Below are 14,304 nucleotides of genomic sequence, written 5' to 3'. Positions count from 1 at the left end.
ACGTTGTACTATGTTTCTTTAAATAAATATCTATGCGTGAAATTAACGAATTGGTGGTGCGTATTGGATACCACCGTTAGTCCAAAGTGCATTTAAACCACGTTTAATTTTAAGTGGTGAGCCTTCACCGACAGTACGCTCAAAGCTCTCACCGTAGTTACCCACTTGTTTGATAATCTGGTAACCCCAATCATCTTTAAGTCCTAAACCTTTACCTTTTGGTCCATCTAAACCAATAAGACGACGGATATTTGGATCTTTCGATTCTTTCGCTAATTTATCAACGTTAGCAGAAGTCACATTGAATTCTTCAGCATTGATCATAGTGAAGAGCGTCCAGCGAACGACGTTGAACCATTGGTCATCACCTTGACGAACGACAGGGCCTAAAGGTTCTTTAGAAATAATTTCTGGTAGTACAACAGCTGAATTAGGATCTTTTAAGTTTAAACGCAGAGCGTATAGTCCAGATTGATCCGTTGTTAATACGTCACAACGACCAGAATCAAAACCTTTAGATGTTTGAGGCGCTGTATCAAATACAACTGGCTTATAAGTCATACCATTTACACGGAAGTAATCGGCAAGGTTGAGCTCTGTAGTCGTTCCTGACTGGACACAAACTGCCGCACCATCTAATTCTTTAGCGCTTTTTATACCCATGTCTTTTTTAACCATAAAACCTTGACCGTCGTAATAGTTAACGCCAGTAAAGTTGAGGCCTAATGAGGTATCACGGTGGAGTGTCCATGTAGTATTTCGCGATAAAACATCAATCTCACCAGACTGTAGTGCAGTAAAACGCTCTTTTGCTGTCAGTGGGATGTATTTAACTTTTGATTTATCGCCTATGGTTGCTGCCGCAATGGCTTGACAGAATTCTACATCAAGGCCTTCCCATTGACCTTTTGCATTAGGGTTTGAAAAACCAGGTAGACCAGCACTTACGCCACATTGGACATAACCTTGTTTCATCACTTTGTCTAACGTAGCTTCAGCATTGGCGTTTGCAGCAAAAAGGGCAGTTGAAGAGGCTAACGCCGCAAATACCACTGATAATTTATTAGCCATTTGTACCTTCCTTTGTTGGTCTTGATGTGAAAATAAAAATGCAATAGTTAATAATTTTAACAACATGTTAACAGTTGTTAATTATAGGAAGAGAAAACAAAAGGTCTAGTGAACGAAAAGATGTAGATCACGAAAAGCTAACAAGATGAAAATTAGAATAAAATAATAATCATTACTATATGTGACTAATTATTCATGATGGCTGGTTTTAAAAGTGTAGTGTTAGGGATGGTGATAATAGTGGGTTATTGGCGTTTTTATTGTGCGGTGGCTTTATTTAAACGGGTGTTTAAAGTTAATTATAATGCGGTGTAAGTAGTAAGGTGAGAGGTTTCAATATATTGGATATGCATAAGTGTGATTTTTTATGCAATGACGTGGTGGTGGCTCCTTGTGGTTAAATTATTCGAAATTTTGTTATATTTTGAATTTTAATATTGCAAGAAATCAGTTAATAAAGTGTTTAAGTCTAATATCTTTATATTTATTGAATTAGTGTTGTGAATTTGTTGCAAGTTGGAAAATACTGTCTTATAAACAAGAAAGACTCAAAAAATTGAGTCTTTCTTACGTATATTTTAGTTCGTTATGCGTTTGTAGCTTTTGCTGCCAGTGCGACTGAATCTACTTTTTTAGTCACAAAAGAAAGAACAACCGCGATACCAAGCATGATAGAACACACAGTATATGCCAGTGTGTAAGTACCTGTTGTATCAACAGCGAAAGCCGCTACGACAGGACCAATAAAGCCACTCACGCCCCAAGCAGTATAAAGTACGCCATAGTTTGCACCATAGTTTTTCAAACCATAGAAATCAGCAATGATTGATGGGAATACCGCAAGCAGTGTGCCGTAACCAATACCTGCAACTGCTGCACCAATAATTAACGTAAAGTCAGACTTAAACGTTGCGAACATTACCATGTTGATTGCTTGCATGATAAAGGCAATCATGAGGGTTTTAATGCCACCGATCTTGTCTGATAGGATACCAGCAGCTACACGACCACCAGAGTTGAATATTGCTAAGATTACAACTAGGTATGCAGCATCTGCGATGTTTGCTTGTGTGGCTGCAATAGAGGTGATGTTACCAATGATCATCAAACCTGATGCCGAAGCAAATGCATACATTACCCAAAGAGAGTAAAACTGTGGTGTTTTTAGCATTGAACGCCAGTTTAGATCTGCTGCATTACCTGATTTGTTATTTACATCGTAGCCAGCAGGTACTTCTGGTATATAGCCTGCAGGGGGATTATTAATGGTACAAGCAAGAGGTACTGCAATAATAAGTACTGCAATACCTAAAATTAAGAAGCTTGTGTTTATTCCTACTTCATTAATTAGGAAAGATGTTAGCGGTGCTAAGTATACAGCTGCTAAACCAAAGCCTGCTGCAATTAAGCCATTAACTAGACCTTTCTTCGAAGGGTGGAACCATTTCATTGCTGACGGGCTAAGGCACGCGTAGCCAAAACCGATACCACTACCCGTTAAGATACCGAATGTTACGATCAGTAGCATAGGAGTGGTAGCAAAGCTTGAAATGATCATACCTAGACCAACCATCACTGTGCCAAGGATGAGCACTCGACGTGGACCCATACGGTCTTGCAGAATACCTGCCACTAATAATGATAATGAGAAGGTAATAATAGCAACAGTATAAGGTAGTGAAGCGTCGGCATTTGACCAGCCTAAATCAACAACAAGTGCTTTTTTGAAAACACTCCATGCGTAAAGAATACCCATACACAAATTAATGCAGAATCCAGCAAGTAAGATCTGCATTGCTCTATCAAATTTTTTCATACTTCTCTCAATTAAGACGATGTCAGCAGATCACTTTGCCAACAAAGATAATGTTATATCTAAATGGGATTTTTAAAGTGCGCGAATATTATCAAGATTATTTAAATTTAAAATTGGCTAGAAATTGTTTGTTACAAATGAGTCGAAAGTATGGAAGTTAGAGTGTAACTGAATTTGAATAGCGTTTTAATTGAGGGGAGGATGTAACTATGGTGTTATTTTATTGAGGTAATATTGAGTATTTAAAAGAATAATAAAAAAGGGAAAGAGCACAACTCTTTCCCCTTTATAAGCATGAAATGTGATTACTATTAGTGACCAAGGAAACTCATATAGCCCTGGAGTACAAGTAGGTTAGTAATATCAATAAAGAAAGCACCAACAATAGGCACTACCATAAATGCTTGTGGTGATGGTCCATTTCTCGATACAAGCGCACCCATGTTCATTACAGCTGTTGGTGTTGCGCCCATACCGAAACCACAGTGACCACCAGCAATAATTGCGGCATCGTAATTTTTACCCATTACGCGGAAAGTCACGAAATAAGTAAATAGTGCGAGCACAATGGTTTGTACAACAAGAATCACCAACATAGGTAATGCGAGATCCATTAATTCCCATAAGTGCAGGCTCATCAATGCCATTGCAAGGAATAGGGATAACGAAATAGTACCTAAAGCATCAACGGTTTCCTTATTGATTTTGTAGCACTTAGTTCCTTCACAAAAGTTAGTAATGAAGACACCAATGAAAAGTGCGTAAACAAATTCAGGAATACGAAGTGCGTTAATACCGAAGCCATCAACAAACTCTTTAGCATGTGATGCGCCAGCAACACATACAAGAAGAATAAATAACACTTCAATCGTATTCTTAGAAGTAATACGATCCTCTTCTTTATCACTGTAAGTTACAAGATCTGGGTGATCAATATGGTGATTACCGCTTTCACCAAAATCTGATTTTAGGTTGTATTTATTAATAAGACGCTGTGCGACAGGTCCTCCAATAATACCCCCCATGACTAAGCCAAATGTTGCACAAGCCATCGATAACTCAAGCGTATTTATGCCGTAGTCAGTCGAGAAGGTATGTGCCCAAGCGGCACCAGTACCATGACCACCTGATAATGTAATCGAGCCAACAACAAGACCTAGTAATGGATCTAGACCAAGTAGCTTACTCAAGCTAACACCAACAGCATTTTGAATAACAATGAATACCGTTGCTAAGGCTAGGAATAAGAATACGCGTGATCCTCCTTTAGCTAAAAGTTTGTAGCTAGCAGCAAGACCTACTGTTGAGAAAAACATTTCCATTAATGCGTTTTGCATACTTAGCTTGAAGCTAATATCAAACCCATGGAAATGAAAAATTGTTATAATAACAGCAACAACTAAGCCACCAACAATCGGCTCTGGAATGTTATATTTTCTTAAAATCGCAACTTTACTATTAATAAAGTAACCTAGAAAAAGCACGATTATTGCTATGAGCAATGATTCGAGCTCATTAATTTGAATAGTTGTGTTCATCGATAATCTTCTATTGTACTTCTTTGATGCTAATTTTAACGTTTAAAAGGTATTCTGACCATATTGCTATTCTAATTATAATGTAGTAGCCAATTAAGCATTAAGTGATGATATTGTATAAAATATCGAATATACCCACTGTAAAAAGTAAATTAAGTAACTTTTTGGTGCTTTTATTGTTATTAAATTGTTTTGTTTTTATGCGTTGACGGTTGTTATTTTTCGAAGGTTAAAACTGCAAATAAAATTTACATAAATATCATCTTTAAAATTTAAATTTTATTATAAAACATATATTTATCTTATTATTTTTGGCTAAATCAATAAGTTGAGACATATTTATAACGAAATGTGCACTGTAATACGAAGGTTAAAATGAAATTTTAGTTATTATGAATGCAATTGAAAAAAAACGGAATTTTCTCACAATGTAAGATTGGTTGTTTTTTAAACAGATATTTTTTGAATTATTTGGATAAAAATTTGAAAAAACTGAGTGTTTTACACTTTAATAGTATTCAATGCTGTAATTTGTGGTTGTTTTTTGTGTTATTTTTATTGCTACTAAAATTTATTGTAATTTTATTTGGTTATTTACAATAAGAAAAAAGGAAGCTATTGAGATAGCTTCCTTTTGATGAATGAAGATAAGATCAGTTACTGTATTTTTTGAGTTTTAGATCTTTCTTAAGCTGTTGTATATATGCGATGCGGCTAGGATCTGCCGGTCGTGCTTGTAATTTATTGTTTTCTAATGTTTGTGCTTCATCAGGTAAAACACAACGACCACTCACGCGTTCATGGTGTTGTTTGGTTTCAAATTCAGCACGTTTTGCAGCTAATTCTTGTTCACGAGCCATCGACTCACGGGCTTTACTTTGATCCGTTGCATCGACAACGACATAGCTATTACGTTTCTGCTGTCGTTGTTGGACTGTGCCACCAAATTGATCGCGCTGCTTGATAAAGTTATTTAAGTGGTCATCAAAGCTCATCAAAGCATCCTACATAACAATTCTATTACCATAATAATAAGACACATTGGGAATGATGAGAACCGTGTTTTCAACTTAAAGTTGGTCTTATTTCATTTGTGGCTAAATATTTATTCTCAAAAACTGATAATGGTAATGGTTTATCAAAATAATAGCCTTGTAATTCTTCCACGCCTAGAGATTCTAAGAACTTAAGTTGATCTTCTGTTTCAACACCTTCAGCGACGATTGTTAAATTTAGATTATGAGCAAGCTCTATAATAGAACGACAAATCATAATACTGTCTTTATTAGAAGGTAGATCTTTGATGAACTCTCTATCGACTTTTAGAATGTTTATAGGAAAGCGCGAAAGATAAGCGAGGGAAGAGTAACCAGTGCCGAAATCATCAATAGCAATTTTAATACCTAGTTCACGTAAAGATTTAAGCTGCTTTAAAGCAAAATTAACATCACACATGAGTACGCTTTCTGTTAATTCAAGTTCAAGGTAATGAGGGTTACAGCCTGTATTATTAATTGCTTGTGTTATTGTTTCAACTAAGTCAGCTTCTAATAACTGTCTTGCAGAAATATTGATGGCAACGTCAAAGAAGTGTCCTTTGTCTTGCCATGATTTTAATTGAAGGCAAGCTTGATTTATCAGGTAACGCCCAGCATCAATAATAAGCTCGGATGACTCTAAAACTGGGATTACATCAATAGGTGAACGATATTCTCCTTTGTTGTTCTTCCAACGCAGTAGGGCTTCAACACCGCACAGTGTGTGTGTATTGGCATTCACCTTAGGTTGATAGAAATATTCATATTGATCACTACCAACGGATTTACGTAGGTCAGACTCAAGTATTAAACGCTGAATGTTTTCCGCTTCCATTGATTCAGTGAAATAGCAGTAGTTGCTTCCAGACAACCCTTTAGCACGATATAACGCGATGTGTGCGTATTTTTGTATAAGTTTAGGGTCTGATTCGGCATCTGAACTTAATGCAATACCAATGTTAGTTGAAATGGAAAGCACTTGGCTATCGATGGATAATGGGGCATTAGTATTTTGTAGCAATCGTTCAGCCACTTGCGTGATTGTCTGTAAATCGTGAAATGATCTAATTAAGATGCCAAACTCATCACTACCGATACGGGCTAGAACATCTGTTTCTCGTAAATTGGATTTAATCCTTTTTGAGACAATTAAAAGGATTTTTTCGATGTCTTCATTGCTCATGGATTCATGAAGCTGTTTGGTTAACTCTAAATCGATCACCACGATAGCAATTTGAGCTTTATGCCGAATGGCTTCTTTCATACTGTGAGCAATATCTTGAGTAAACATTGTTCTATTAGGTAACTGGGTTAATGCGTCATAGTGTGCGAGACGGTGTAATCTATTCTCATAACTGACTCTGTCTGTTATGTCTTTGCTTGTTGCTATGTAGTTAGAAATGTTGCCATCATCACCGCGAATAGGTGAAATGGTATAATCTATATAGATTATATTGTTATCCTTTTCTTTGGTGATAACATGGCGAATTGATTGCCCTGAAACTAATTTACTAATGAGTTCATCTTGTTCATTTTTATCATCGATATAATCATTAATACAAATTGAGCTGTGGCTACCGCTGATTTAAAGGCTTATTACTCATTTTTATATAAGCCGTGTTTACATATTGTATAAAGCCATTTTTATCGGTAATGATAACGGATTCTGCGCTTTGCTCTGCTGCGCGAGATAAGGCTTGTAACTTCTTCTCACGATTAACCCAATAAGTCACATCAGCAATATGAAGTAAAATGTTATCTTCAATATTATCAACTTGCTTAGTTGCAATGACTTCTAGATGTTTTGAACGTTTATATTTAAGTTTTATATGGGTCTTTAAATGCTCGGTATTAGGTAATTGATCAATAGTATTAAGCAAGGTTGTGAGTTCATCTTGAATTTGTTTAGAATTGAAGAGGCCAATGAATGGTTTTTGTAAAGCGCGAGAGTGAATATTAAGTATTTTAAAAGCGGCGTCATTAATCGCTGTAATAACTCTATTTTTATTAAGTACTACAATCCCATCTTCGCTGTTTTTAATAATCGCCGTATATCTTTTAAGATTATCATCACGTTGCTTGCGTAATAACTGTTCATTTTTACGATGTTTAATTAATCGTCGTGCCAACATTACTGAACTAATAATTAAAACAAAAAAAGTGATGTAAAGCGCTGCTAAACGTATTCGAGTAAAGTTAGAAAAATAAAGATTATTCAGCTCTTTATGTAAGTTTAATGATGAAACAAGCACCCACTCAGAAGTGTTTTTATCTATATTCTTATTTAGTTTGTTATCACTAAATATCAGTGGCGTATAAGTATAGAGATAATCACCAATGATCGTTTGTCCTTTGTTTAATCGTTTTACAGCATTCCATAAATAAGGATAAGTAACAGAGAAAAGCACATCATCAGAACTCGTATTATCATGTCCTGATGGGTTAAGTGATTTGTTTAAGTAAGGCTGTGTGATCCATTTTGCATCATTGTTGATAATAAAATTTGTACGCTCTTTATTACTTGCAATGTTACTTACAGGGAGCTGATGGTAACTTAGCTGCACAACCCAATTGCTGTATTCTAATTTTAAGTGTTGATAAAGTGATACTTTATTTCGATGCTTATAAATGTAGCTTACTTTATTATTAAGAGAAAATGTATGATCAATATTTCTTAATTCTTGTGGTTCTTCAATGACTTTACTGTAATCAATATGAAAGCCATCTTTTACCTTATTAAGGAGAAGAACTTGGGTGTTTTTATAGTCAATTAATCGAATGGAGTCATAGAGATCTGAGTTAACAAGTATACTCTTAAATTGTTTTAGAACGCTGGCCTTTTCCAATACCCGTAACGGCTCGTGAAGAGGCTCTTGCTGTAATTGATAAGTGAGGCGGTTTAAATCTTCAGTGATAGTATTGAGGTGTAAGTGACCAATTTGTATAAGAGACTCTAACTGACGAAGTTCATTTTCTTTTATATGTTCTGCAAGTTGAACACTGTCTTTCTGGTAAAAATAGAGACTTAAAATCGTCACCATAGCGACCAGTGGTACTAAAATGGCAAGAAAATACGGTTTTAACCCATTCACACAGACACCCTAATATGAATCCATAGACATACAAGATATAAGTCTATGCCAAAGTGTTCATATAGTTAAGGAAAATTAATGAGAAACGTGATGGGGTAAATGTTTCAAGGTGGTTATAAATGTAGGTAACTATTTTCTATCAGTGTTAAATTTTATAAATATAAAAGTTATGGTCTTTATTACCGTATTTTTATTGAATTCTGCTATAAAATCGATTTAATTGCTCAATAATAGAAGTCTTTCCTTCATAATTAAAAATAGTTTTTACAGTATGATCTGGTGCTTCAAAAATATGCTTTATAGCGTCCGCACTTTCGTTAGAGATACCATTGATACGAAACTCTAAACGTTGGTGAATCAATGAATCCGTTGCAGTGACATAAATCATATCTATGTCTGTGATATTTTGGCGTAGGAAATCACGATGTTGTTTTTTATAAGCGCCTTGTGTAACCACTACACGGGGATAAAGAGTGCGGAAGTGATTTACTTTTTGACTGATACGAATAAAAAAATCATCTCTCATTTCATCAGTAAAAGGCTTGTTTGCACCAATAACTTCACGCATTTCATCAGTTAAATCGTCATCTGCATGGTAAACAAACCAATCGTCATGAGCACCAATGACATCACCGACATAAGATTTACCGGCACCAGAAAGACCGAATAAAAATAGGACTGATGGTGCATGGGTTAGTTGAAGACGATGACTCATTTTATGTTCTCGTTCTAGAGGTTAAGTACACTTCAGCTGCTATGAATAAACGTGTTAAATCAACTGAGGCGGTAATGTGCCAAATTATTCGAGCTGAGAATAGTAGAATATGCATATAATGTGAATTTGAGATAATAATGTGTACTAACTGAATGTTTTATAGACGTGCAGTGACCTAAAGACAATAGAAATGTGAACTGTGATATTAATTGACTATTGCTATTCTTGATAAGTAGTGTTCGGTTTTTTATACCTTTAGTCTCACTTTGTGTGACAATAAAGGCAATTGATTTATTTTTTATATGAGTACTAGATGCAAACTATTTTAATCGTTATCAATGACGCTCCTTATGGCTCTGAGCGTCCTTTTAATGCATTACGCTTAGCAATTAAACTTAATGAACAGGAAGAACAACCTGTAAGTCTCAAATTGTTCTTAATGTCTGATGCTGTGATGTGTGCGATGAAACAGCAAAATCCGCTAGAAGGCTATGATATTCAACAAATGCTTGAAATTCTTATTGCACAAGGGGGCGAGGTCAAATTGTGTAAAACTTGTTGTTGTGCGCGTGGGTTGTCTGAGTCACTACTCATTGAAGATTGTGAAATTGGATCGTTAGATGATTTAGCGGATTGGACGCTAAATGCAGAAAAAGTATTAACGTTTTAATCGTTGCGTTCAATGAGATAACGTAACAGAAAAGAGCTATTTTTGTACAGGAATCACAGAAAGCAAAAGAACTCAGTTATTAAAGGTATTTATTATCAAAAAGCTGATCAAACTAAGAGTTATCTTATTTATATATGCTAGTGTCATTAAGAAAGCTATTCATATATAGGAGATAAGCTGTGCCGCATTGCATTATTGAATATGCCAAAGATCTTGAAACAGAGATTAATTTAAATGAGTTAATGGCAACAACTCATTACGCGACGTTTAGTTCAGGGCTTTTTGATGAAGAAGATATAAAAACCCGTGCCATACCTTATGAGTTATATCGTACAGGGACAACCGAAAAGCCTTTTGTTCATATTACCGTAAGGGTACTTCCAGGTAGAGATCCAAAGCAAAAAGATAATCTATCTGAAGTCATCTTGCACCAAGTGGCGGCAATGTTTCATAATGATATTTGCGTCACAGTAGAGATTGAAGATATTAATCAGCAATCTTATCGTAAGTATGTTATATAAAATGCAAATATAATTGCTTTAAGTTGTTACCTATAGTAATAAATCACTGTTCGAATAAAGTATATTTGCACTTAATTACGTTTTCTGTTGATATATATACAGAAAATGTGAATTAGGATTTGATGATGAATAAGAAAGTTTTACTCATTGCTTTAAGCTCAATTGTATTAGTTGCATGTAATTCTGCAAAAGACGTAACTTCGGATGAGGCGAACATGCAAGAAAGTTGTAATTTTTCTCAAGCAATAGTTGGTGGTTGGGCACAAGGTGACATAACACCTGAAGTGGAACAAGCAGCAAAAGACGCCGTTAAAGCAATCCCTGGTGAGCATCAGCTAGGTAAAATTTATCATGTAACACAGCAAGTTGTTGCAGGTATGAACTACTCAATTACATTCAGTATTGAAAATGGTGATTACTACAATGCGACTGTTTTCCGTAGCCTACAGAATACTTATGATGTTAAAGATGTAAAACAAGTATCATCAGTAGCTTCGAACTGCGATGTTCATAAGTAATTAAATAATAAGTTCTAATAGAATGAGAGAGCGCTATTATTGAGCAATCAGTAATTGCGCTTTTTTTTGATCAGTTGCAGAGTATGAGAAGAGATAATGTATGCATGTTGTAGGTCAGTGCTATCAAGATGAAAGCTTTTCTAAACAAGAATTGTCTGAAGCTATTTTTGAAAATTGTCAGTTTTATCGTTGTGATTTCTCACGCGCAAATTTAGTTGAAGCGAGTTTTATCAACTGCAATTTTATTGATGTCGGAGATGATAAAGGATGCGATTTTTCCTATTCAAAACTCAAAGATGCGAGTTTTAAGCAGTGTAATTTGTCAATGGCAAGTTTTCGTAATTCGCAGTGTTTTGGCATAGAAATGCGACAATCTAATCTCCAAGGTGTTGATTTTCAGTATGCTTCTTTTGCAAATTATATCACCCATAACACATTCTTTTGCTCTGCATTTATAACTGGCTGCAATTTACGTTATAGCAATTTCGAAGACATAAAATTAGAGCAATGCGAGCTGTTTGAAAACCGATGGAACGGAGCTAATTTGTTGGCTACATCCTTTAAAGGATCTGACTTAAGTCGCTGTGAGTTTTCCTCTGAGCAGTGGCGTCAATGCGTTGTAGAAGACGCAGATCTTTGCCATGTGGATTTAGAGGGGGTTGATGTTCGACGTGTGAATTTGAGTGGTGTAAAAATTTGCGATTGGCAACAAGAGCAATTACTAAGTCAGCTTGGCATTATTGTGCTTTAAAGCGCTATAAAAAGGTCGGTATTCTTTAAATAAAGTAATACCGACATATACAATGTTATTCTTACCATTCACCTTGGTTTTGCATCGAAGCCCAAGGTTCAGCTGCTTCTAATGCATCGCCTTTTTGTAGCAGTTCAATCGAAATACCATCAGGTGAACGTACAAATGCCATATGTCCATCACGAGGTGGGCGATTAATAACAACATCATTATTTTGTAAATGAGCACATAAGTCGTAAATATTATCGACGGCAAAGGCGAGGTGACCAAAATTACGACCACCAGTGTAAGATTCTGGATCCCAGTTATAAGTTAGTTCTAATAAAGGCGATTGTGTTTCTTTTGCTGTTTCTGCCTGATTAGGTGCCGCTAAAAATACTAGTGTAAAACGCCCACGTTCGCTTTCTTTACGTCGAATTTCTACCAAACCAAGCTTGTTACAGTAAAAATCCAGTGAAGCATCTAAGTTGCTCACTCGTACCATGGTATGTAAGTATTCCATTCTATTTCCTAACGTTTAAACAAAAAATCCCCGTTGTATTAATACTTAGCATAAAGCAATTGAGTATTAAAACGAACGGGGATAGATAGATTATTGTGCTCTAATTTCTATATTTAAGCGGTAACAGCTTGTTGTTGGTACTTTCTATTTCGGCGTAGGTGAACGGTACAACACGCAAGGAACCATACTGAACTTACAGCAATACCCGCAAGCGTTGAAGACATGATACCCATAGCTAAGTAACCTAGAAGTGCGCCAAAAGCGACAGTAATAGCATATGGGAGCTGAGTTAATACATGATCCATGTGGTGACAACCTGCACCTGTTGAAGATAGGATACTTGTACTTGAAATAGGTGAACTATGGTCACCAAATACTGAACCCGCAAGTACAGCTGATAGCATCGGCATTAATAAGCTAGCATCTGTTGCTACAGCCATATCACCTGCAAGTGGTAGCATGATTCCAAAAGTTCCCCAGCTTGTTCCCGTCGCAAATGCCATACCACATGAAAGAACAAAGACTAGCGCAGGTAATAATTCACTAGGAAAACCACCTTTCGTTAAACTCGCAAGATACTGACCCGTTTGCATATCACTTACAACAGTACCAATAGTCCATGCAAATAGTAGAATAATGATAGCAGGTAGCATTGCTTTTACACCTTGAGGTGCTGCTGTTAGCCAAGTTTTCATTGATAGCTTTAAGCGAAGCGCTAATAAAATTGAGACTGCTAGGCTACATAATGAGGCGTTAACTAAGGACGCACCAAGATCTGTATGTTCTAAAGCAGAAATAAGGTGAAATGCCTCACCTTTAGCACTTAGTACTTCAGCACCACTAACGATCATAAAGATAACGCTTGTTACTGTAAGTGTAAGGATAGGAAGTACCATATCTAACATAGTACCTTTACCTTGCGATTCAGTTGTGATCTCAAGGCCTTTAGGGTGACCTTTTGATTCATCCCAAAGCTTTCCTTCTTCAGCCCAGGCTTCGTGTTGACGCATTGGACCAATATTAAGTTGGAAGAAAATAACAACGATAACCATTAGTAGCGTAAATACAGCATATAAATTCATTGGGATCATTTGAACAAACAATGAAATGGCACTGATATCTGTAATATGATTCGTTGCTAAAATACCGCCTAAAATAGCAATAATGTAAGCACCCCATGAAGAAATTGGAGTAATTACAACAACAGGTGCAGCTGTTGAATCAAGTAGATACGCAAGTTTAGCGCGTGAAATATTAAAGCGATCTGTCACTGGTCGACAAATTGGACCGACTGATAAACTATGGAAAAAGTCATCAATAAAGAAAGCAAAAACCATTAATCCGGTTAGCATATTTGCGCTGCGGCGATCTTTACAGCGGCGAACACCCCATTCGGCAAATGCTTTGGTTGCCCCTGTAGCTGTCATAAGGCTAATCAAGCCTCCCAATAACAACATGAAGATAAGCATATCTGTGTTACTGTGGTTAATTGCACCATCGGACCAAACAAGGCCAATAACCTTATTTATAATGTATTGAAGCGCAGCTAAAGGGCTGTAATCATTTAAAAGGATTGCGCCAGCAACAATACCAAGGCCAAGTGATAACAATACACGTCGTGTAGTGATAGCTAAAACAACAGCCAGCAAGGGTGGTATTACAGATAACAGGGAGTCAGAATATTGAACAAGATTCATGGATCTCTTAAACACCTATATTAGGTGGAGATCTACCGAAAGGATAGAGAAACAAATTTCAGGAGAAAAAATACTTCTTATCCCTTAGGGTAGCGCTCCATAGACAAAATAACTATGGCAGTTCTGCACTTATTTAATGCAGACCCAGCGATTGTTGACGACACAACAAACACTTCGGCGCCGACTCCTTTCCCCAGACTTCAAAGGTGTCACCCTCCATCTGGATACTTTTAGGCAGCGCGCCTCTACTCAAAGGATTGAAGTTGGATAATACCTATTAATTTTGCTTAGGCAATAAAAAGCAGACAGAAAATGCATATTAATTGTAAATATTGTTACGCTTGATGGTATGTTAACCAATTAGAAGCGTTATATT

The 14,304-nt window shown here is 36.2% G+C and carries 13 protein-coding genes and 1 riboswitch; of the genes, 4 read left to right on the top strand and 9 right to left on the bottom strand.

Going from position 1 to position 14,304, the window contains the following annotated elements:
* Positions 1 to 42: 42 nt before the first annotated feature.
* The 7 genes from CTN01_RS04880 to CTN01_RS04855 form a co-directional block, all read right to left on the bottom strand.
* Positions 43 to 1,071 carry an amino acid ABC transporter substrate-binding protein gene (locus CTN01_RS04880; protein WP_005368334.1) on the bottom strand — a complete coding sequence of 343 codons (1,029 nt, stop codon included), beginning with the start codon at positions 1,069 to 1,071 and terminating at the stop codon, positions 43 to 45.
* A 586-nt stretch (positions 1,072 to 1,657) separates the two neighbouring features.
* Complete coding sequence (locus CTN01_RS04875; RefSeq protein WP_045083476.1) at positions 1,658 to 2,887, bottom strand: L-lactate MFS transporter; 1,230 nt, start codon at positions 2,885 to 2,887, stop codon at positions 1,658 to 1,660.
* 311 nt (positions 2,888 to 3,198) lie between these two features.
* A complete protein-coding gene (gltS, locus tag CTN01_RS04870) occupies positions 3,199 to 4,425 on the bottom strand; it encodes a sodium/glutamate symporter (protein WP_005368331.1) in 1,227 nt (408 codons plus the stop codon).
* A gap of 653 nt (positions 4,426 to 5,078) precedes the next feature.
* Entirely contained in the window at positions 5,079 to 5,420 is a 342-nt protein-coding gene (locus tag CTN01_RS04865; RefSeq protein ID WP_005368330.1) for a hypothetical protein, read from the bottom strand.
* A 70-nt stretch (positions 5,421 to 5,490) separates the two neighbouring features.
* A complete protein-coding gene (locus CTN01_RS22980) occupies positions 5,491 to 6,753 on the bottom strand; it encodes a putative bifunctional diguanylate cyclase/phosphodiesterase (RefSeq protein ID WP_052666601.1) in 1,263 nt (420 codons plus the stop codon).
* Positions 6,754 to 7,036: 283 nt separating this feature from the next.
* Entirely contained in the window at positions 7,037 to 8,554 is a 1,518-nt protein-coding gene (locus CTN01_RS22975; RefSeq protein WP_249033673.1) for a PAS domain-containing protein, read from the bottom strand.
* 190 nt (positions 8,555 to 8,744) lie between these two features.
* A complete protein-coding gene (locus tag CTN01_RS04855) occupies positions 8,745 to 9,269 on the bottom strand; it encodes a hypothetical protein (protein WP_045148653.1) in 525 nt (174 codons plus the stop codon).
* A gap of 313 nt (positions 9,270 to 9,582) precedes the next feature.
* On the opposite strand from CTN01_RS04855, the gene CTN01_RS04850 reads away from it, so the two are divergent.
* The 4 genes from CTN01_RS04850 (at position 9,583) to CTN01_RS04835 (ending at position 11,729) form a co-directional block, all read left to right on the top strand.
* The gene (locus CTN01_RS04850; RefSeq protein ID WP_045148651.1) at positions 9,583 to 9,939 is read left to right on the top strand and encodes a DsrE/DsrF/TusD sulfur relay family protein; all 357 of its coding nucleotides are present in this window, start codon (positions 9,583 to 9,585) and stop codon (positions 9,937 to 9,939) included.
* A gap of 179 nt (positions 9,940 to 10,118) precedes the next feature.
* The gene (locus CTN01_RS04845; protein ID WP_005368326.1) at positions 10,119 to 10,460 is read left to right on the top strand and encodes a 5-carboxymethyl-2-hydroxymuconate Delta-isomerase; all 342 of its coding nucleotides are present in this window, start codon (positions 10,119 to 10,121) and stop codon (positions 10,458 to 10,460) included.
* Positions 10,461 to 10,585: 125 nt separating this feature from the next.
* The gene (locus CTN01_RS04840) at positions 10,586 to 10,978 is read left to right on the top strand and encodes a cystatin domain-containing protein (RefSeq protein ID WP_045148649.1); all 393 of its coding nucleotides are present in this window, start codon (positions 10,586 to 10,588) and stop codon (positions 10,976 to 10,978) included.
* A 100-nt stretch (positions 10,979 to 11,078) separates the two neighbouring features.
* On the top strand, positions 11,079 to 11,729 hold the full coding sequence (locus tag CTN01_RS04835) for a Qnr family pentapeptide repeat protein (RefSeq protein WP_045083472.1): 651 nt from the start codon (positions 11,079 to 11,081) through the stop codon (positions 11,727 to 11,729).
* Between the two features lie 61 nt (positions 11,730 to 11,790).
* Here the strand turns inward: CTN01_RS04835 and CTN01_RS04830 are convergent, their stop codons facing one another.
* A complete protein-coding gene (locus CTN01_RS04830) occupies positions 11,791 to 12,231 on the bottom strand; it encodes a VOC family protein (RefSeq protein WP_005368323.1) in 441 nt (146 codons plus the stop codon).
* A 113-nt stretch (positions 12,232 to 12,344) separates the two neighbouring features.
* On the bottom strand, positions 12,345 to 13,928 hold the full coding sequence (locus CTN01_RS04825; RefSeq protein WP_045148647.1) for a Na+/H+ antiporter NhaC family protein: 1,584 nt from the start codon (positions 13,926 to 13,928) through the stop codon (positions 12,345 to 12,347).
* 82 nt (positions 13,929 to 14,010) lie between these two features.
* Positions 14,011 to 14,184: riboswitch (Lysine riboswitch) on the bottom strand.
* Between the last annotated feature and the right edge of the window lie 120 nt (positions 14,185 to 14,304).

Source organism: Photobacterium angustum (assembly GCF_003026365.1).
Taxonomy (GTDB): Bacteria; Pseudomonadota; Gammaproteobacteria; order Enterobacterales; family Vibrionaceae; genus Photobacterium; species Photobacterium angustum.
The sequence above is the reverse complement of the archived record's forward strand: the minus strand, read 5'-3'. Positions and strand labels throughout refer to the sequence as shown.

Coding starts and splice junctions, on each gene's coding strand:
- CTN01_RS04850 (WP_045148651.1), top strand. CDS start 9,583: ATGCAAACTATTTTAATCGTTATCAATGACGCTCCTTATGGCTCTGAG.
- CTN01_RS04875 (WP_045083476.1), bottom strand. CDS start 2,887: ATGAAAAAATTTGATAGAGCAATGCAGATCTTACTTGCTGGATTCTGC.
- CTN01_RS22980 (WP_052666601.1), bottom strand. CDS start 6,753: ATGTTTACTCAAGATATTGCTCACAGTATGAAAGAAGCCATTCGGCAT.
- CTN01_RS04855 (WP_045148653.1), bottom strand. CDS start 9,269: ATGAGTCATCGTCTTCAACTAACCCATGCACCATCAGTCCTATTTTTA.
- CTN01_RS04835 (WP_045083472.1), top strand. CDS start 11,079: ATGCATGTTGTAGGTCAGTGCTATCAAGATGAAAGCTTTTCTAAACAA.
- gltS (WP_005368331.1), bottom strand. CDS start 4,425: ATGAACACAACTATTCAAATTAATGAGCTCGAATCATTGCTCATAGCA.
- CTN01_RS04880 (WP_005368334.1), bottom strand. CDS start 1,071: ATGGCTAATAAATTATCAGTGGTATTTGCGGCGTTAGCCTCTTCAACT.
- CTN01_RS04840 (WP_045148649.1), top strand. CDS start 10,586: ATGAATAAGAAAGTTTTACTCATTGCTTTAAGCTCAATTGTATTAGTT.
- CTN01_RS04830 (WP_005368323.1), bottom strand. CDS start 12,231: ATGGAATACTTACATACCATGGTACGAGTGAGCAACTTAGATGCTTCA.
- CTN01_RS04825 (WP_045148647.1), bottom strand. CDS start 13,928: ATGAATCTTGTTCAATATTCTGACTCCCTGTTATCTGTAATACCACCC.
- CTN01_RS04865 (WP_005368330.1), bottom strand. CDS start 5,420: ATGAGCTTTGATGACCACTTAAATAACTTTATCAAGCAGCGCGATCAA.